Below are 18682 nucleotides of genomic sequence, written 5' to 3' on the forward strand. Positions count from 1 at the left end.
ACTGCGCGATTGCAAGCGCTTGCGAGCTGTGAACATGACATCAACGGTCAGCGGTGTCAACCCTCAGGGCAGAAAGGGGAGTTCGAGTCTCTGTCGCATCGCCTGTGAGAGGGCGGTTCGTGAGTCTTTGGGTGGCTCTGTCGTCGCCTGATGGTGTGGGCACGGGCGGAATCTGCCGGTCCGCAGCCGGTGATCTGCTGGTGTGGCGGAGTGAGTGAACGCAAGCCGTACCCAAGTGACTTATCGGACGAGCAGTGGTCGCTGATCGAGCCGGTGATCGCCGGGTGGAAGGACCGGCACCGTTCGGTCAGCGGCCACCAGGGCGCCTATGCGATGCGGGAGATCGTGAACGCCATCCTCTACCAGGGCCGGACCGGGTGTCAGTGGGCCTACCTGCCGCACGATCTGCCGCCGAAGAGCGCGACGTACTACTACTTCGCGGCTTGGCGGGACGACGGTACCGACCAGGTCATCCACGAGCTCCTGCGCTGCCAGGTCCGTGAGCGGGCCCGGCGATTAGAGGACCCGACCCTGGTGGTGCTGGACACCCAGAGTGTCCATGCGGCCGCCGGGGTCCCCGCCACGACGACCGGCCGGGATCCGGCGAAGAAGGTGCCGGGCCGCAAGCGGGGCCTGGCCGTCGACGTGCTCGGGCTGGTCATCGCCGTCATCGTGCTGGCCGCGAGCACCCACGACAACGCCGCGGGCATCGCACTGCTGGAGCAGGTCGCCGAGCACGCCGGCGGCACCGTCCGCAAGGCCCTGGTCTACCAAGGCTTCAAAAACCAGGTCGTCGCGCATGGAGCCGGCCTGGGCATCGACGTCGAGATCGTCGAACGCAACCCGCAGGATGCGGGGTTCGTTCCGCTGCCCAAGCGGTGGAGGGTCGAGCAGACCTACGGGATCCTGATACTGCACCGGCGTCTGGTCCGCGACTACGAGCACCGCCCCTCCTCCTCCGCCTCCCGCGTCTACTGGGCGATGAGCCATGTCATGGCCCGCCGCCTGACCGGTGCGAACACCCCCACCTGGCGCGAGGCGGTGACAGTGTGAACGTCGAGCCCCTGCTCGACGCGCTTGGCCTCCAGGAGGATGCCGCCCGGGCCCTGGCCGACGGTCTCCGCACCCAGATCACGGAATTGCAGGGGCGATTGCACGAGGCTGAGACCCACCTCGAGCACCTGGCGATCACCCGGAAGACCGTCACCGCCCTCGCCGACCGGCTTCCCGCCCAGGCCACCTCACCCGAACTGCCCGATCACCCGGACTATCCCCACATCCTCGCCGTCTTCAACCAGGCCAGTGGCCCGCTGCGGGCCCGCGATGTCTGCGAAGCCCTCGACCACGAACTGCTGCCAAAGAACATCGAAGGCACTCGCGCCAAGCTGAAACGCCTGGTCAAGCTCGGCATCCTGACCGAGATCGATACCGGCAACTTCGCCAGGAAGCTGTAACCGACGAAGGCCCGCGACCAGCAGCCATGCCCCAACCTCACCTCGAAACGGACCTCAACTCACGAACCGCCCTCTGAGAGTTCAGGCGAGTCCCCTGCGGTGCGCACCGGCCGGGTCGCCGCGGATCTGCGGCGGTTGGGCAACGCTGATCCGGAGTTGAGGAAGATCGCTGTCGAGGGCACCCCGAACCCGGCTACCCCTGATTTCGAAGTGCTGTCCCCGCTGGTGATGACCTGGGTAGCGTCGGCTCGCCGCCGACCAGAGGCAGTGCAACGCGGACCGCCCGATCCCTGTCCGTGCGCAACGCGGGCATTCGTTGCGCGGGATGGCTCCGCGTGCCGGGCGGCCCATCATCCCGGGAAACGGGTCGAGTTCGGGTCTTGACGACTATCTCGCGTGGGTTGCATGCTCCTCGGCACGTTCCTTTGCAATCGCTTTCCATCCCAGGAGGCACCATGCTGAGGGCAAGACAGCGGAGCTGGCTGACCGCGCTCACGGCGTTGGTGGCCGCCAACGCCGTTGCAGTCACCGGGTGTTCGAGTTCGCAGTCGAATGAGGGCAGCTCGTCCGGCCAAGTCATTCTGAAGGTGCGGTTGTTCGGGACGTTCGGCTACAAGGAGGCCGGTCTGTTCGACGCGTACATGAAGCTCCACCCGAACATCAGGATCGACTACTCGACGACCGAGCAGGAGAGCGGCTACTACACCGCCCTGCAGACCTCGCTCGCGTCCGGCAGCGGCCTCGGCGACGTTCAGGGGCTCGAAGTCGGCCACATCGCCGACGCGACGCACAACCTCGGCGACAAGTTCGTCGACCTGAACACGCTCGGTGCCTCGTCGCTGAAGAACAACTTCTACGACTGGAAGTGGCAGGCGTCGATGACGCCGGACGGCAAGCAGATCGGCCTGGGCAACGACATCGGCCCGCTGGCGATCTGCTATCGCGCCGACCTGTTCGAGCAGGCGGGGCTGCCGACCGATTCGGCCTCGGTGTCGGCACTGTGGGCCCATGGCTGGGACGGCTACGTCCAGGCCGGCCAGAAGTACCTGCAGCACGCGCCGGCCGGCTCGCACTGGGTGGACACCGCGAGCGGCATCTACAACACCATCATCGGCCAGTCGCGGCAGCAGTACTACGACGGCTCCGGCAAGGTGGTCTGGGACTCGAACCCGGCGGTGAAGTCGGCGTGGGACGAGTCGATGAAGATCGCGACGACCGACATGACGGCGGGCCTGAGCCAGTACTCGCAGAACTGGAACACCTCCTTCGCCACCGGATCGTTCGCGACGATCGCCTGCCCGTCCTGGATGATCGGCTACATCAAGTCGCAGGCCGGCAGCGCGAAGGGACGTTGGAGCGTCGCCACGATCCCCGGCGGTGGTGGCGACTGGGGCGGCTCGTACCTGGCCATTCCGAAGGCGTCGAAGCACCAGAAGGAGGCGTACGACCTCATCGCCTGGCTGACGTCGGCGCGGCAGGAGGCGACGCTGTTCGCCAATGTCGGCATGTTCCCGTCGAACAGAAAGGCAGCGGCCGACCCGTCGGTGACCGGTGCGACCGACACGTACTTCAGCGGCCCCGACGGCAAATCGGCCGCGGCGATCGGGAAGATCTTCGGTGATTCGGCCGCGAAGCTGACGGTGGCCACGACCGGCTCCAAGGACGGCACGATCAGGGACGCCATCGACAGGGGCATTGCCCGGGTCGAGACCCAGCATCGGTCCCCTGACGAGAGCTGGTCGCAGGTGAAGACCGACATCGCCGCCGCCATCGGCAACTGACCGGCAGGGGACGGTTCATGATGCTCACCCAACCACCGGCCGTCGAGTCCTCGACGGCGCAGCAGGGGACGCGTCGCCGGCTGCCGGTCGCGGCGGGGCTCGCGACCCGCTGGGACCAGCGGTTCACGCCGTACGCGTTCGTCGCCCCGTTCTTCGTCCTGTTCGCGGTATTCGGGCTCTACCCGCTGCTGTGGACGGCCTGGATCTCGCTGCACCACACGATCCTTGAGCGGGTCGACGAGACCGGCTCGTACGTCGGGTTCCAGTACTTCGCCGGCCTCTGGCACGACGAGTTCTTCTGGAACGCGCTGCGCAACACCCTCTCGATCGGTCTGCTGTCGGCGGTGCCGCAGCTGTTGCTGGCGCTCGGGATCGCGCACCTGCTCAACTACCGGCTCCGTGGCTCCACGTTCTGGCGGGTCGCGGTCCTGCTTCCCTTCGCCACCTCGATCGCCGCCGCCACGCTCGTCTTCGCGCAGCTCTACAACCGCGACTACGGGATGGTCAACTACGTCCTGCACCACTGGTTCGGGATGAAGAACATCGACTTCCAGGACCGGCGCTGGCCGGGCCAGATCGCGATCGCCACGATCATCATGTGGCGCTGGACCGGCTACAACGCCCTGATCTACCTGGCGTCGATGCAGTCGATCCCGTCCGAGCTCTACGAGGCGGCTGCCATCGACGGCGCCGGGCGCTGGCGCCAGTTCCGCCACGTCACCATCCCGGCGCTGCGCCCGACGATCATCTTCACAGTGATCGTCTCGACGATCGGCTCGCTCCAGATCTTCGGCGAGCCCTACCTGTTCGCGCCCGGCAACAAGGTCAGCGGTGGCCCGAACCGCGATTACCAGACGCTGTCCATGTACTTCTACGAGCGCGGCTTCACCGACCAGAACCTGGGCCGGGCCGCCGCGATCGCGTGGGCGATGCTGCTGGTGATCCTGGTGTTCGTCGTCATCAATGCCCTGATCGCCCGGCGAATGAAGGACTCGGAGTAGCCATGACCGTCGTCATCGCGTCCGCGCGCCCGCGTGCCCCGAAGGCGGGGCAGGCCGGTGGCCAGCTCGCCGCGGGGAAGTTCACCTATCTCGTTCTGGCCGCCGTCACGCTGGTCTCGGCCGCGCCGCTGCTGTGGACGGTCGTCGCCGCGTCGACCTCGAACACGAAGATCAACCAGGCGACCCCCAACCTGCTGCCCGGACCCAACCTGTTCCACAACTTCGGCCGGGCCTTCACCGACGTGAACATGGGCAAAGCGCTGCTCGACTCGGTGATCGTGTCGACGGCGGTCGCCGCCGGCACCGTCATGTTCGGCACGCTCGCCGGTTTCGCCTTCGCCAAGCTCAGGTTCCGCGGCCGCAACGCCCTGCTGGGCCTCACCATCGGCACGATGATGATCCCGTACCAGATCGGCATCGTTCCGCTCTACCTGCTGATGGCGAAGCTGCACTGGGCCGGCGACCTCAAGTCCGTCATCGTCCCGACCCTGGTCAGCGCGTTCGGCGTGTTCTTCCTCCGCCAGTACCTCATCACGGCCCTGCCCGACGAGCTGATCGAAGCGGCCCGCATCGACGGCGCGTCGAACCTGCGCATCTTCTCGTCGATCGTGCTGGCGACGGCCCGCCCGGCGATGGCCGTCCTCGGGATGCTCACCTTCATGTCCACCTGGAACGACCTGTTCTGGCCGCTGATCGCGCTGGGCGGGTCCGACCACCCGACGGTCCAGACCGAGATCGCGGCCCTGTCCAGTGGCTACGTCCCGGACCAGTCGGAGATCATGGCCGGCACCCTGCTCGGGATCCTGCCGGTGCTGTTCGTCTTCATGGTCCTCGGCCGTCAGATCGTCGGCGGCATCATGCAAGGAGCAGTCAAGGGATGACCACGCAAGCAACCTCCACCGCTCAGCAGACCAGCCGGCTCCGCTTCCCGCGCGGCTTCACCTGGGGTGTGGCGACCGCCGCCTACCAGATCGAGGGAGCGGTCACCGAGGACGGCCGCGCGCCCTCCATCTGGGACACCTTCAGCCACACCCCGGGCAAGACCCGCAACGGCGACACCGCAGACGTCACCACCGACCACTACCACCTGTTCGCCGAAGACGTGGCACTGATGGCCGACCTCGGCGTGCAGGGGTACCGGCTCTCGCTCGCCTGGCCCCGGATCTGCCCCGAAGGCCGGGTGAACACCAAGGGCCTGGACTTCTACCAGCGCCTGGTCGACGAACTCCTCGCCCACGGCATCGAACCGTGGATCACGCTGTACCACTGGGACCTGCCCCAGACGCTGGAGGACCAGGGCGGATGGACCGACCGACAGACGGCCCACAGGTTCGCCGACTACGCCACAACGGTGTACGCGGCGCTCCACGACCGGGTCGGCCACTGGCTGACCATCAACGAGCCGTGGTGTGCTGCCTACTTGGGATACGCCGCAGGCGTGCACGCGCCCGGCGTGCAGGACCGCACGGCCGCGGTCCGCGCAGCCCACCACCTGCTCGTCGGGCACGGCCTGGCCGTGCAGGCGCTCCGCGCCCACGACGACGGCAACCAGCTCGGCATCGCGCTCAACCTCACACCGATCACTCCCGCGAGCTCAGCGCCCGCGGACACCGACGCCGCACGCCGGCTGGACGGACTGATCAACCGCTTCTTCCTCGACGGCGTCCTGCTCGGCCGCTATCCCGACGACGTCCTGGCCGATCTGGACCACGTCAGCGACCTCAGCCACATCCAGGCCGAAGACACGAAGCTGATCGCCGCCCCGCTCGATCTGCTCGGCATCAACTACTACACCCGCCTGATCGCCTCCGGCTCCGGCGACGGCGAGCCCGCCCGCCCCTCTCCCTGGGTGGGCGCCGAGGACGTAACGTTCGTCACGCGAAGCACGGAGGTCACGGCCATGGGCTGGGAGGTGAACCAGGACTTCCTTGCCGAGACTCTGCTGCGGGTCCACCGCGACTACCCGGCACCACCTCTGGTGATCACCGAGAACGGCGCCGCCTACGACGACATCGCCGACCCGGGGGGCGACGTTCACGACCCGCAGCGCATCGACTACCTGGACCGGCACCTGCGAGCGGCGCGCCTGGCCATGAGCCAAGGCGTCGACCTACGGGGATACTTCCTATGGTCCCTCCTCGACAACTTCGAGTGGGCCGAGGGCTACTCGAAGCGCTTCGGCATCGTGCACGTCGACTACCCGTCGCGCCGACGGCTTCTCAAAGACAGCGCCCGGTGGTATGCCGAGGTCATCGCGCGCAACGGACTGGCGGAGACGAATCTGTGAGCGTGGACCACGAACGCCCCACCGGCACGGACCGGCCGACGCTGAACGACGTCGCCGCCGTGGCGGGGGTCTCTGCCGCCACCGTCTCCCGGGTCATCAACGGTTACCCCCACGTGCGACCGCAGGTCCGCGCCGCCGTGCAGAACGCCATCCGGCAAACCGGCTACACGCCCAACAACGCGGCCCGTTCGCTGGTGACGCGGCGTACCGACACCATCGCGCTGGTCGTCAGCGAATCCGAATCCCACATCTCCGCCGAGCCGTTCTTCGCGGCCCTGACCAGAGGCGCCAGCCGCGCCATTTCGGCCACCGACCGGCACCTCATGCTGCTGATGGCACACAGCGCCGAGGAGCGTGAACGGCTCGAACGGTACCTCCTCGGCGGCCACGTCGACGGGGCCGTCCTCGTCTCCCTGCACGGGCTCGACCCACTACCCGGCACGCTCCTGACCGCCGGTGTTCCCGTCGCCGTCGCCGGGCGTCCGCTCGGCGACCCCGACGTCCCCTACGCCGATGTGGACAACCGCGGCGGCGCCGAGCAGGCGGTCGCCCACCTACTGGCCACCGGACGCCGGCAGATCGCGACCATCACCGCACGGCAGGACATGAGCTCCGGCATCGACCGCCTCAGGGGTTTCAGGGACGCCCTGCAGGCGGCGGGCATCCGCCCGCTCCTCCCGCTGATCGCCGACGGCGGCATGGGCCAGGAGGAAGCACAGCAGGCCATGGCCGGCCTGCTGGAGACAATGCCCGACCTCGACGCCGTGTTCGTCGCCTCCGACGTCATGGCGCTCGGCGCGCTGCACGCCCTGCGCGAGGCGGGGGCGCCCGTTCCCGACGACGTCGCGGTGGTCGGCTTCGACGACTCGGTACTCGCCGCCCACACCGATCCGCCCCTCACCACGGTGCGACAACCGGTCGAGGAACTCGGCGGCGCCCTGGTCCAGTTGCTGGACGCACAGATCCAGGGCAAAGCCGTTGAATCCCCCGTGATCCTGCCCACCGAACTCGTGATTCGCGCTTCCACGTGAAGGGTGGTCGGGTGTTCCCTCCAGCGGAGCATCCGCCCTGCCCGGCGTGGAGCAGGTTCACTGCTTCGAGAACCGCGGCGCCGAGATCGGCATCACCCTCGCCTCTCCACACGGCCAGATCTGCGCCTTCCCCTTCACCGCCCCCGACGGTCGCGCGCGCCACCGCGCACCGCGCCGCCACCGGCCGGCAAACTCTTCGACGACCTCCTCGCCGCCGAATGCGCCCACGGCGCAAGGGCGGTGACCGCCAGGGAGTACCAGATGGCCTTCGTTCCCTTCGCCGGCCGCCGGCCGTACGAGGTGCACCTTTACCCGCACCGCCCGCTGCCCGACCCGACCTGCCTCGACGAGCCGCAACGCGCCGAATTCCCTTCCCCTACCTCGAGTTGCTGGGCCAGTTCGACCGACTCTTCGGCGGCAGCCGCACCCCGTACATCTCCGCCTGGCACCAGGCGCCGACCGGGCAGCGGGCCGAACTCGCCCTGCAACTACAGCTGTTCACCATTTCGGCGTACCTCCGACAGACTCAAGTACCTGGCCGGCGCGGAGTCCGGCATGGATGCCTTGGTCAACGACGTCACCCCCGAGAAAGCGGCCCGCCGGCTGCGGGAGGTCACTTCATGAACACCACCGCCGCCTTCGCCTTCGCCGAGCTCTACGGCCACGCCCCCAAGGGCGCCTGTGCCTCCGCCAGCCCGGTGAACCTGATCGGCGAACACACCGACTACAACCACGGGTTCGTCCTGCCGATCGCCCTGCCGCACGCCACCCACGTCGAGGCCCACCGCCGCGGCGACGGGCTGATGCAGCCGGGCCGAGGGCAGGATCGTCGTGCTCACGATCGACCAGCTGAATCCGGGTGCGGTGCCCGGCTGGGCCAAGTACCCCGCCGCGGTGGAATGGACGCTGCGCCGGGCCGGCCACCCGGTTGGCGACGCCGACCTCGCAATCGACAGCACGGTACCGACGCGCGGGCCATTTCTCCTCGACGGCCTGGAGTGCGCCCTCACCTTCCGCCTGCTGCGCCCGATACGACGTCACCCGCCAAGAGCCACTGCCGATATTCCTCATGTCTGTGACACCGTCGGGCCACTCCAATCCAACGTTCACGAGGCTGCGAAAGTCGCAGCCTGGCCATGGAAGGGGACTATGGGATGAAGTCTTCTCGCTTGCTTTCCGGCGCTGTCGCCTTGCTGCTTTCCGGCGTCCTTGCCGGCGTGATGTCTTTGTCGTCCGCCGAGCCCGCCCAGGCGACTCGAACCGGTATCCGCAATGCGGACCCGAGTGTGCTCCGGGCCGGTGGCACCTACATCTCGGTGGAATCGACCGGTGGAGGCATCGCCGTTCGGCAGGCTCCGTCCACAGGCGCTCTGGCCTCGGTGCCGGCACGGCTGGTCTGGTCGGACACACGCGGCCTCGGTGAGGTCTGGGCTCCGAAGATCCTGATGGACGGCGGCCGTTACTACGTCTACTTCTCGGCCGGCCGCGGACCGGCCCACAGGATGTTCGTGATCAGCTCCGCCAACCCGGACAGTGGATACACCACCGAGAAGAAGCTGGATCTGCCGGATGACAAGTGGGCCATCGACGGAACCACGTTCAGCTTCAACGGTCAGCGCTGGTTCGTCTGGTCAGGCTGGGCCGGTGACGTCAACGTCGAGCAGAATCTCTACATCACCCGGATGAGCAGCCCGACCACGCCGACCGGCGCACGGCACATCATCTCCCAGCCGCGGGAGAGCTGGGAGCGGGTGGTCGGCTACCCGTTCGTCAACGAGGCACCGGAGGCGATCAAGGACCCGAACGGACAGTTGCACATCGTGTACTCCGCCAACGGCAGCTGGAGCGACCAGTACTGCCTGGCCGACCTGAGGCTGCGGGCGGGCGGTGACCCGACGAACGTGTGGGACTGGTACAAGTCGAACGGCTGCCTGTTCGGCTCCCACCGCGCAACGATGATGCGAGGCTGGGAGCCAACGCTGTTCGCCGATGGTCCCGGCCACCACAGCTTCGTCCTCTTGAACGGCGACATCAACACCAGCCCCCCTGCCGGGGCGCGATTTCCCTTGATGTTCCACGCGGTTTCGAAGGGAACGCCGTACTCGTGGCAGAACCGGTACTGGTACACCGGCTCGTTCTGCTGGTGGGGCGATATCACTTACGGGCACGCGAATGTCCCCGGCCCGAACACGAACACCGGCTGGAGCCTCAAGTTTTTCGAGTGATGGCGGTCGTGCGAAGGTGGCCGCGATTTGTCACCGGTGAGCGGCCAGGGCTCTTGCAAGCTCTTGCAAGGTCGGCGTGATCTTGTGAAGGGGCTGGTCATCGGGGATGTGACCGCCGACATCAGCGAGCGGCGCACCGAGTACCTGGCCGACGGTTCGCCGTTCGCGGGCGGGTACCGGACGATACGGCCGCCGTGAACGCCAACGAGGCGAACGAGGTCGCCCCGGAGAAGGTCGCCGCCACCGTCCTCAGGGCCATCGACACCGCCCGGCCCAGCCCGCACTACGGGTCGACAGCAACGCCCCCGCGGTCCTCCTCCTGCGACCGCTGCTGTCCGCCGCGACGGTCGAGCGGATGGTGGCCCGGCGACACGGGCTGCGCTGAGCCGTCCCCGCGGGGACCGGTGCGGCGGGTACGGCAGTTACGAACGAGCCGGGACGAGGGGGAACCAGCCGCGTCCCGGTGCCCAGCTGGTGGGAGCCGGCCCCGGACGGTCTCGCCGAACAGTGGCACCTGGCCGATTGGTGTGCAGTTGCTCGGAGTGGGTGTGGATCGTGGAGCGCGCGCTGTGGGGAGAGTCGGTCGGGAGGGGTGCCGGCGGCGGGTCGGCCGGGGTCAGGTGAGGATGAGCGGGCGCAGGGTGCGGTGGGCGAGGCGCAGGCCGTCTTTGACTTTCTTCTCATTGCCGCTCCAGACGGGGTCCTCGTGCTCGACGGAGAGCACGCCGGTGAAGCCGCCCTCGTAGAGGGTGTCGACGATGCGTCGCCAGTTGATGTCGCCGAGACCGGGGATGCGGTGCCGCCACCAGCCGTTGTGCCACGGGCCGTCGTTCTCGACTCTGTCGGCGATGTGCCGCCAGTCGAGGTCGCTGAATCTGGGGATGCGGTTGGGCCACCAGCTGTTGTCCCATGGGTCGTCGCGCTCGATGCTCTTGCCGAAGACGCCGTGGCGGTTGCGGCGCACGGGGTCGAGTTGGGTGTCCTTGGCCTGCGCGTGCGGGATGTGGTCGACGTAGCGGCGGAGCGCTTCGACGGGGTCGATGCCCTGCCAGATCAGGTGCGAGGGGTTGTAGTTGAGGTGGAGGCCGAGTGAGAACATCCATTCCCACAGCTCGGGGGAGTAGGCGAGATTGCCCGGGTAGCCGTCCGGGTGCCACTCCGTCATCAGGCAGTTCTCGATGGTGATCTTCACGCCGCGTTCGCTTGCGTAGTCGACGAGTTGCGGTAGTTCCTTCTCGGCCAGTGCGATGTTCTCCTTGACGGTGCGGTCGGGGTCGCGGCCGATGAAGGTGCCGACGTACGGAACGCCCAGCAGGGAGGCGGCATCGATGGTGTGGCGTAGGTGCGTGGCGATTTCGGCGCGGCGGTGCTCGTCGGGGTGCAGGTTGTTCTCGTAGTACGCGAAGGCCGACAGTTCGAGGCCGTGTCGGTCGATGAGCGCACGGACCCGGTCGGCGTCGGCTTGGCCGAAGTGGGCCACGTCGAGGTGGGCGGCTGCTGAGTCGCGATTGCCGACGGGCCAGGTGGCCACTTCCAGGGCCTGGTAGTCGTGTTCTGCGGCCCAGGCAGCGATCTCGTCGAGCGGTAGGGCGGGCAGGCATGCGGTGAGGAAACCGAGTTTCATCTGGTCAGTTCGCCTTGTCCAGGGTCGGTTGTGGAGGGTGGCGAGTACCACCTTGGTGAGCGCCGCGGCGCGGGCGGCGTCGTAGACATGTATGGGGCCGTCGCGGCTGTGGGCGAAGGTGGCGTGGTGGCACCAGACGCCGAACGGCTCGGTCTGTTGTCGGGGCGACCGTGGCGCGCGGTGGAGCCGGCCGACTCAGCCGATGGGCACCCTGGAAGGCTCCTTCTTCTCCATGGAACCCGACCAGACGCGCCGCGGAGGCCGGCCGACGAAGGCGCCGAACAGCAGCGCGGCGGCCGTGGCGGCGAGCACCCCCGGCACCATCGCGTAGAGACCGGTTTGGAGCGGGCCGAGCAGCGGGTCGATGTACTTCCAGAGCGCCACGGTGAGGGCACCCGCCATGATGCCGGCCAGGGCCCCGGCCTTCGTCATCCGCGGCCAGTAGAGCGACAGCAGGAGCACCGGGCCGAAGGAGGAGCCGAAGCCGGCCCAGGCGTAGGCGACGATGTCCTGCACGGTGTCGCCGCCGCTGAGCGCGATCACATAGGCGACCAGGGCGACGACGATCACGGTCCCGCGGGCCACCCATACCAACGCCGTGTCCGGGGCCCGCCGCTTGAGGAACGCGCGGAAGAAGTCCTCGGAGAGCGACGTCGCCGAGACCAGCAGTTGGCTGTCCGCGGTGGACTTGATCGCGGCGAGTACGGCCACGAGCAGCAGGCCGGTGACCCATGGGTTGGACAGCTGTGCGGACAGGGCGATGAAGACCAACTCCGGTTTTTTGAGCGGCTGGTGGAGCTCGGCGATCCCGATCAGTCCCGCGAGACTGGCACCGGCCAGCGCGACGAACACCCAGCTCACACCGATACGCCGGGCTGCGGGGATGTCGGCTGTGCTGCTGATGCCCATGAAGCGGGCCAGGATGTGGGGCTGCCCGAAGTAGCCGAGCCCCCAGGCGAGCAGGGAGATCACCGCGATGGCGCCGAGCGGTTTGCCGGCGCCCCACTGGCCGTGATCGAAACTTGCCTTTGTCCCCATGTCGAGCAAGGACGGGCTCTTGGCGGCGAGCGCGTGGAACAGCGGCCCGAAGCCTCCGAGCTGCCAGAGCCCGATCAGGGGGAGGGCGAATGCGGCGAGAACCATGAGGGTGCCTTGGACCGAGTGCGAGGTGCTCACGGCGCGGAAGCCGCCCAGGACGGAATAGGTGACCATCACCACGGCGAAGACCGTGAGCCCGAACCCGAAGCCGGTGCCGAAGAGTTGGCCGACGAGCAGGCCGCCCGCGATGAATCCGCTCGCGACGTAGACGGTGAAGAACACGACGGTGACCGCGGCCGAGACGGTGCGTAGCACCCTGCTGTCGTCCTCGAACCGTTCTTCCAGGTAGGCGGAGAGCGTCACGGAGTTGTTCGCCAGCTGCGTGTAGGTGCGCAGACGGGGCGCGACCAGACGCCAGTTGAGGTATGTGCCGATGGCCAGTCCGATCGCGATCCACGTGGCGCCGATCCCTGCCGCGTACACGGCACCGGGCAGGCCGAGAAACAGCCAGCCCGACATGTCACTGGCTTCGGCGGACAGGGCGGCTATGAAGGCGTTGAGCCGGCGGCCGCCGAGGGTGAAGTCGGTGAAGGTCTGGGTCTCCTCGTACACGGCGATGCCGAAGACGATCATCGCGAGGAAGAAGGTCCCGAAGACGAGCATGACCGGAACCATCTGCGTGAGCTGCAGTCTCATCTTTTCTCCGTCGGCGGTTTCCAGCGATTTCGGGAATTGCGGAGGGCGAACGGACGGGAATCCACGGGGTGTTGGCCCCGGGAGCCGGAGTTGAGTCCGTGGTTCGGGAACCGGCGGGCCTGCTTACGGCGGTCGGTCGGCGTGCGGCGTACAGGAGGCCGGCGAGGCCAGGCCCGTCGAGGCCGTGGGGTAGGTGAACGCGGCAGTGGGGGACGGCGGTTCACAGCACGCCCACGACGGCGCAGGAGGCGATGTTGCCGAAGGACTGGGCGGTGGCGAGCAGGGCGCTGTTCTGGCACTTGGCTCCCAGGCCGCCCAGAGGAGGTTCATGGACACACCGCCGGCGTTGTTGCCGGCGATCTCGTCCTTGTTGGACCAGAAGTCGGGCTGAATGCCCTTGATGCGGTAGTCGGACCGTGTCGGGTACGGCAGCGGAGCCGTCTCGGCGCGGGCAGTGGCCTGGAGGGCCTCGGGAACGACGAGGGCCAAGATGAGCAGTACGAGGGCGGCGAGATGCCGGGCTGCTCTGGCAATGAATCTCCTCAAGGTGTGGCCGCGGCGGCATACCGTCGACCTGTTCAGTGGCCGACGGTGGAGTTGTCGACGGTGGCCTCCGGTCGGTTCAGCGGACGAAGTCGACCTCTGGGTAGTGGTGCGAGGGGCCGTCGAGCAGGTGGCTGTGCCGGTGGCGCAGATACTTGTCGAAGAAGGCTGCGACGTAGGTGCGCTGGACCTCGATGGAGCGATTGGGGTCGATCGTGCCGAGTGCCTGTTGCATCACTTCCGGGGTTATCCCGAATGCGCCCGGCGCCTGGGGGAACAGGACCTGGTTGTCGACGAAGGAGTTGTGCCCGGAGCCGCGCAGCTTCAGGTCGAGCCGCTCGCCATGCAGGTTTTCCCAGAGCCGCGCCCAGCTCCGGTCGCTGTTGCGGTTGTGGTGTTCGGAACTGAACAGCATGTAGGGGCGGTCGAGCCGCTGGTGGACCGACGAGCCGAAGAGCTGGCCGTCCAGGTTCACGCCGGCGTCGATCCTGGAGTCCGCGTGCATGGCAGCGGCCACCGACCCTCCGCCGAGGGAAGCGCCGAACATCCCGACGCGTTTCGTGCTCACGGCCGGGGTCAGCCCGTGGGGGAGCGGCTTGTGTTCCACATCCGGGTTGTGGCCGCGGGCGATCTCGGCCAGCTGGTCGATGACGAAGTGGGCGTCCGCCGCCCGGACGTCGATCAAGTCGCGCGATTTGGAGGCTGGCGGCAGCATGCTCGCCTCGTGTCGTCCGCCAGGGAACACCACATCGTCGGTGTCGTGGGTGTGGTCGATGGTGACGACCAGGTAGCCGCGGCTGGCCAGGTCCTGAACCAGTGCGGTGCCCGTCGCCCGGTTCCCGCGCCCGCCGGGCGAGTACAGCAGCACCGGCAGCTTGCCGGCCTTGCGGTCAACCGGGGCGCCGGTGTGCCCGGCGGTGGTGGGCAGGGTCACCCCGCCCGGCAGCACCTGCTGGCTGTTGGGGAGGAGTGCGGCGGGGTAGCGGGAGGTGTGCGTGGCCGGGTACCACAGCGAGACCATCAGCTCGCGCTGCTGTCCGGGCACCCAGGGATCCATGCGTTTCGCGTCGCGCAGGTGGAGGTCGACCGTGCCGACGCGATGGCGCCCGGTCGGGGCGGGGAGCGTCAGCTGGCCCGGGGCCGGGGCCGGGGCTGCGTCCGGAGGCGTGGCCTGGCCCGGGGCTTGTGCCGCGTGGTCCAGGGCCGCCGCGGCGGTGAGGGGCGTCCCGGTGTTCTTCCCGGCGGCGGCAGCCGACCCGACTCCGGCGCCCAGGAGGACGGCCAGCGCTCCAGTAGTGCTGGCGACCCGGGTGCGCAACCGGTTGTGACGCCTTCGTGCGTGTTTCACGAGCAGACCTTCTCCGTGGGGGTGAACGCCGCCTGAACAGCGAGCGGTTGGCGCTCATCGTAATAGGCGATTCCCCATGCTCTACCTAAGTCCCTTATTTATACGGAGAGTTCTTATTACCGCACAGTTGGCCGACCGGGTCTTTCAACGCCGAACTTGCAGCCGGCCATCAGCAGCGGGCGGAATCCGTACGGAAGAAGACAACCGGCGGGTGACCGTCAGTATCGGGTCGCGATACTCGATGCGACGTCGCGAATTACGCAAAGCTACCCAGGATCCTGCAATCCGTCGGGCTACCGAAAGCTCTTGCGGCATTTGTGGACCGGCGATTTTTCCCCAGTACTCCCCAGTAGTGTAAGCGAGTTGACGCAGCGTCATTTGAAGAGCCGGTGAAGATGCGATACCAATTCCCCAGCGCATTCCGAGCGCGACGGCCAGGGAGGCATGGCTGCCGTTCGTTGCACGCACGGCAGTGGGTATGCGCAGCGGAATTAACCGGTAACAGGGAGCACAGGCGAAGGTGTCCTGGGCGGGTTAGGTCCGAACCATCTTCGCGAAACGTGCACCGGCCGGTTCCGTACGGACTTCGCCGGGTGACGACTCGACGTGCTCCAACACCAACCGCCCAACGGCCTGGGCAAGAAATCCCCCCACACCTCGAAAGAGTCCATACATGCGTCTTCCCCGCTTCATAACTCTCTGGAGAGCATTAACGGTGATGGCGGTAGCCGCAGTTGCCGCCGCATTACTGCTCAGCGGTGGCAACGCCAAGGCCGGTTCGGTGTCCGGTAGCGTGACCGGCGGCCGGAGCAACCACCGCAGCATCAACGAAAGGTCGTCGGCCAGCCTTTCCGCCCGCATCGTCGGTCAGGCCACGGTCGGCAGCAAAGTCTCGATGACCTGCCGCGTCCAGGGCGAGGCCGTGCAGAACGACTCCCGCTGGATCTGGTCGGACTCCGGATCCTTCTACATAGCACGTGCACACCGCGGTCTCCCGATTCCTCGGTACAACGGCCAACGCCGGCGCCGACGGCGGCTCGGGTGCGGCGGCACCGATGACGCCTGGCGCACACAACGACCAGCAGACGTTCAGCTTGAACGACCCGGTCGCCCTGTACGAGCTCACACCCGAATTCGTCACCGGGAAGACGAAGCCCACCACAGGCAACGTGACACGCCTGTCGTACCTGGCCTCCCGGGTGAACGACGCCAACGGGCACAAGGCCACGGTCCTGCTCTCCTCCACGGCCAAGGGCGGTGGCAACAGCGGAAGTTGGCACCTGATGGGCGTACGCGACGGCGACAGCGATCTGACCTACGGCAAACAGACCACCGACCGCTCAAAGGTCTTCACCGAGCCGCAGATCCACGCCTGGTACCGCCTGAAGAACGGCATCGTCGAACCGCTCAACCGGGAAGCAACCTCAGGGCTGCAGGGCAAGCGGGCGATGACGCTCGCCGCCTACCAGAAGCTGGTACACAGCCGCTACGTGGACAAGATGCCTGGGTCCGCGTATGACCGCAAAGGACTGGCTGGCGGCTACGGCCTGGCCTCCACACCGCCCCATCCATCGTTGCCCCCACGCAACTCGGCGCCTCGGGAGCTGTCGCGGTCGCGTTGGCCGGCGGCACCATCGCGATACGGCGCCGGAACCGCAGGCGGTCCCAGGCAGGTTGAGGGGACCATGCCGAACTGGGTCTTCGGTTGCGAGCCTCAGCCAGACCTCGCCTGGATCCCGGCCGCGCTGCTCCGGCGCACCCGCTGTCGCACCCTTATCCCTGGCTACAGGCACGCCTGGCGCGGTACCGGGAGTCTGTCGCCCCACGCGATAGCCACGCGCCCCTCGACCCACCACTCCGCGCCGATGCTGCCTGCCGCCGACCAGACCCACTTGTTGAACTACCTTGCCTCGCAGGGATGTTGAAAAACAGCTCCGTAGGCCACTGGCCGGCAGGCTCGCCGGGTCCACCTCGGCCACCACAGCACGGCACGCGTAGCAACGGTTCCGTACGAGCGCCGGCCTGCGCTGCTCCGTACACCCGCGCCCAGCACCACCCGATCCCAGGCGCACCCCGCCGCCCCCTCCAAGCTCCGCCGACCGACCCCGGTCGGCGGCCCCGTGACCCGTACCGGGTCGCAGAACATCCATCCATTCTCGAGGAGCCCCCCACATGAACTCTTCGCACAAGAAGAAGGCGCACAAGAAATCCCGCGTGGTCATCACTGTGGCCATCGGCGGCGCCATTGCCGCCGTGTCCGGTGGCATCGCCTTGGCCTCGGGCGCGCCCGAGGCCCACCCCGATGTGCATCAGCACTTCGCGCTCGGTGCCCAGTTGCCGTCCGGCGGCAAGATGAGCACGCTCTCCTCGCACGCCTCGGTCGTCTCCCGCCTCGCCGCCCTCTCACCGCACAAGGACGGCGCCCCCAAGAACGTGCCGAGCAGCGTGGACCTGAGCAAGTACGCGATAGCCCCGGGCAACCAGGGCAGGGTCAGCTCATGCGTGTCCTGGGCCATCGACCATTCCGGCTACAGCATCCAGGAAAAGCAGCAGGGCATATCCGGCGGTCCGCAGGCGCCCATGTACACGTACGCCCAAATAGTCAAGGGCAACGACCACGGCAGCAACCCTGATGCGACGTTCAGCATCGCGGAGTCGCAGGGCGTCGACTCGAAGTCGGACTACAACCAGGGCGACTTCGACTTCACCACCCAGCCGACCGACGCCGAGCGCCAGAACGCCGCGCACTGGAAGCTGTCGGGCCACACCAAGCTGCACACCGGCAACCAGATCCAGGCCGACGTGAAGCAGGCCCTCGCCGACGGCGAACCAGTCGCCATCTCCCTCCCGGTCCATCAGAGCTTCCAGGACATCAAACGGCAGCAGGCGACCGACTACTCCTACCGGCCCGGCGACGCCGAGGACCCGGTTCTCGGCGGCCACGAGATCACCATCGTCGGCTACAACAACCAGGGCGTCCGCGTCGAGAACTCCTGGGGCGGCAACTGGGGCGACGGCGGCTACGCCAACCTGTCGTGGGACTTCCTGTCCAGCCAGGTCCAGGAAGCCAACGCCATCGGCAAACTGGTCAAATAGTCCCCAATAGTCCCCAATAGTCCCCCGTAGTCCCCAGTAGTCCCGGCATCCCGGCCGGCGTGCCCGTGTGTACGAGATCGATCCCTCTCGACACGTCACATACGGGCGCGCCGGTGGGTGACGGGACGGCGCCTGCCCTTCCGTATGGTGTGCGCGGCCCGTACCACTTCCGCAGGGCGCCGTTGAAGCGGGAAGGGGAGAAGGTTCCCAGGCAGACCGGTTACAACGCGTCTGGGACCTCGCCGGTTGCCGACGAAGCGTGAATCCTGCCCCAGGACCCCACCACAAACGTTCAACACCTTCACGCACTTTTGCCCACCCATATGCCCTTCCGCTTCGGCGCGCACGTATGCCGTGCGCGGCCGGGCCCTGCTTACGCCTTCCCCCAGCGCACAACGCCACGTTCAGTCAGAGCCGTGCGTGGTACGCCCTCGTCGGCACTGGCCTCCACTACGTCGCGGACCTGTTAGCCGAGGCGACCGGTACCCAACCCTCCGGCGTGGAGACCGCTCGCCTTGCCCTGGACGCTCTGGGATTCCCCATCGTCTGCTGGGCCTG

15 protein-coding genes and 1 pseudogene are annotated in these 18682 nt (G+C 67.6%); 12 read left to right on the plus strand and 4 right to left on the minus strand.

The genetic code is table 11. The features are described from left to right. Positions 1 to 210: 210 nt before the first annotated feature. The 10 genes and pseudogenes from RZ84_RS30600 to RZ84_RS30640 all read left to right on the plus strand — a co-directional run bounded on the left by RZ84_RS30600 (position 211) and on the right by RZ84_RS30640 (position 9779). A complete protein-coding gene (locus RZ84_RS30600; protein ID WP_043262603.1) occupies positions 211 to 1053 on the plus strand; it encodes an IS5 family transposase in 843 nt (280 codons plus the stop codon). Beyond that, the gene (locus RZ84_RS30605; protein ID WP_043262602.1) at positions 1050 to 1454 is read left to right on the plus strand and encodes a hypothetical protein; all 405 of its coding nucleotides are present in this window, start codon (positions 1050 to 1052) and stop codon (positions 1452 to 1454) included. Before RZ84_RS30600 ends, RZ84_RS30605 begins: the two co-directional genes overlap by 4 nt. Positions 1455 to 1957: 503 nt before the next feature. After that, positions 1958 to 3235, plus strand: coding sequence for an ABC transporter substrate-binding protein (locus RZ84_RS30610; RefSeq protein ID WP_198540073.1), 1278 nt, complete (start codon positions 1958 to 1960; stop codon positions 3233 to 3235). 17 nt (positions 3236 to 3252) lie between these two features. Next, a complete protein-coding gene (locus RZ84_RS30615; protein WP_063772719.1) occupies positions 3253 to 4236 on the plus strand; it encodes a carbohydrate ABC transporter permease in 984 nt (327 codons plus the stop codon). A 2-nt stretch (positions 4237 to 4238) separates the two neighbouring features. After that, complete coding sequence (locus RZ84_RS30620) at positions 4239 to 5117, plus strand: carbohydrate ABC transporter permease (RefSeq protein ID WP_043267565.1); 879 nt, start codon at positions 4239 to 4241, stop codon at positions 5115 to 5117. Beyond that, positions 5114 to 6523 carry a GH1 family beta-glucosidase gene (locus RZ84_RS30625; RefSeq protein WP_043267567.1) on the plus strand — a complete coding sequence of 470 codons (1410 nt, stop codon included), beginning with the start codon at positions 5114 to 5116 and terminating at the stop codon, positions 6521 to 6523. The genes RZ84_RS30620 and RZ84_RS30625 overlap by 4 nt, the downstream gene beginning before the upstream one ends. Positions 6524 to 6525: 2 nt before the next feature. Further along, positions 6526 to 7554: a LacI family DNA-binding transcriptional regulator gene (locus tag RZ84_RS30630; protein ID WP_043267568.1), complete on the plus strand. Its 1029-nt coding sequence runs from the start codon at positions 6526 to 6528 to the stop codon at positions 7552 to 7554. 31 nt (positions 7555 to 7585) lie between these two features. Next, positions 7586 to 8178: pseudogene (locus RZ84_RS37325) on the plus strand (galactose-1-phosphate uridylyltransferase); the annotation flags it as partial. Between the two features lie 207 nt (positions 8179 to 8385). Beyond that, the gene (locus tag RZ84_RS41935) at positions 8386 to 8712 is read left to right on the plus strand and encodes a hypothetical protein (protein ID WP_241777935.1); all 327 of its coding nucleotides are present in this window, start codon (positions 8386 to 8388) and stop codon (positions 8710 to 8712) included. Then, on the plus strand, positions 8709 to 9779 hold the full coding sequence (locus tag RZ84_RS30640; protein ID WP_043267572.1) for a glycoside hydrolase family 43 protein: 1071 nt from the start codon (positions 8709 to 8711) through the stop codon (positions 9777 to 9779). The genes RZ84_RS41935 and RZ84_RS30640 overlap by 4 nt, the downstream gene beginning before the upstream one ends. A 616-nt stretch (positions 9780 to 10395) precedes the next feature. On the opposite strand, the gene RZ84_RS30645 is transcribed toward RZ84_RS30640, so the two are convergent. From RZ84_RS30645 to RZ84_RS30660, 4 genes are all read right to left on the minus strand, one after another. Continuing rightward, positions 10396 to 11403, minus strand: coding sequence for a sugar phosphate isomerase/epimerase family protein (locus RZ84_RS30645; RefSeq protein ID WP_043267574.1), 1008 nt, complete (start codon positions 11401 to 11403; stop codon positions 10396 to 10398). 195 nt (positions 11404 to 11598) lie between these two features. Beyond that, positions 11599 to 13137, minus strand: coding sequence for a sodium/proline symporter PutP (gene putP / locus RZ84_RS30650; protein WP_043267576.1), 1539 nt, complete (start codon positions 13135 to 13137; stop codon positions 11599 to 11601). 123 nt (positions 13138 to 13260) lie between these two features. After that, on the minus strand, positions 13261 to 13626 hold the full coding sequence (locus RZ84_RS39980) for a hypothetical protein (protein ID WP_198540074.1): 366 nt from the start codon (positions 13624 to 13626) through the stop codon (positions 13261 to 13263). A 133-nt stretch (positions 13627 to 13759) separates the two neighbouring features. Next, on the minus strand, positions 13760 to 15028 hold the full coding sequence (locus RZ84_RS30660; RefSeq protein WP_241777936.1) for an alpha/beta hydrolase family protein: 1269 nt from the start codon (positions 15026 to 15028) through the stop codon (positions 13760 to 13762). Between the two features lie 977 nt (positions 15029 to 16005). On the opposite strand from RZ84_RS30660, the gene RZ84_RS35310 reads away from it, so the two are divergent. Both RZ84_RS35310 and RZ84_RS30670 read left to right on the plus strand, forming a co-directional pair. Further along, positions 16006 to 16953 carry a hypothetical protein gene (locus tag RZ84_RS35310; protein WP_052230262.1) on the plus strand — a complete coding sequence of 316 codons (948 nt, stop codon included), beginning with the start codon at positions 16006 to 16008 and terminating at the stop codon, positions 16951 to 16953. A gap of 247 nt (positions 16954 to 17200) precedes the next feature. Then, positions 17201 to 18124: a C1 family peptidase gene (locus RZ84_RS30670; protein ID WP_043267583.1), complete on the plus strand. Its 924-nt coding sequence runs from the start codon at positions 17201 to 17203 to the stop codon at positions 18122 to 18124. Positions 18125 to 18682 lie beyond the last annotated feature (558 nt).

Source organism: Streptomyces sp. CT34 (assembly GCF_000805335.1).
Lineage (GTDB): Bacteria > Actinomycetota > Actinomycetes > Streptomycetales > Streptomycetaceae > Streptomyces.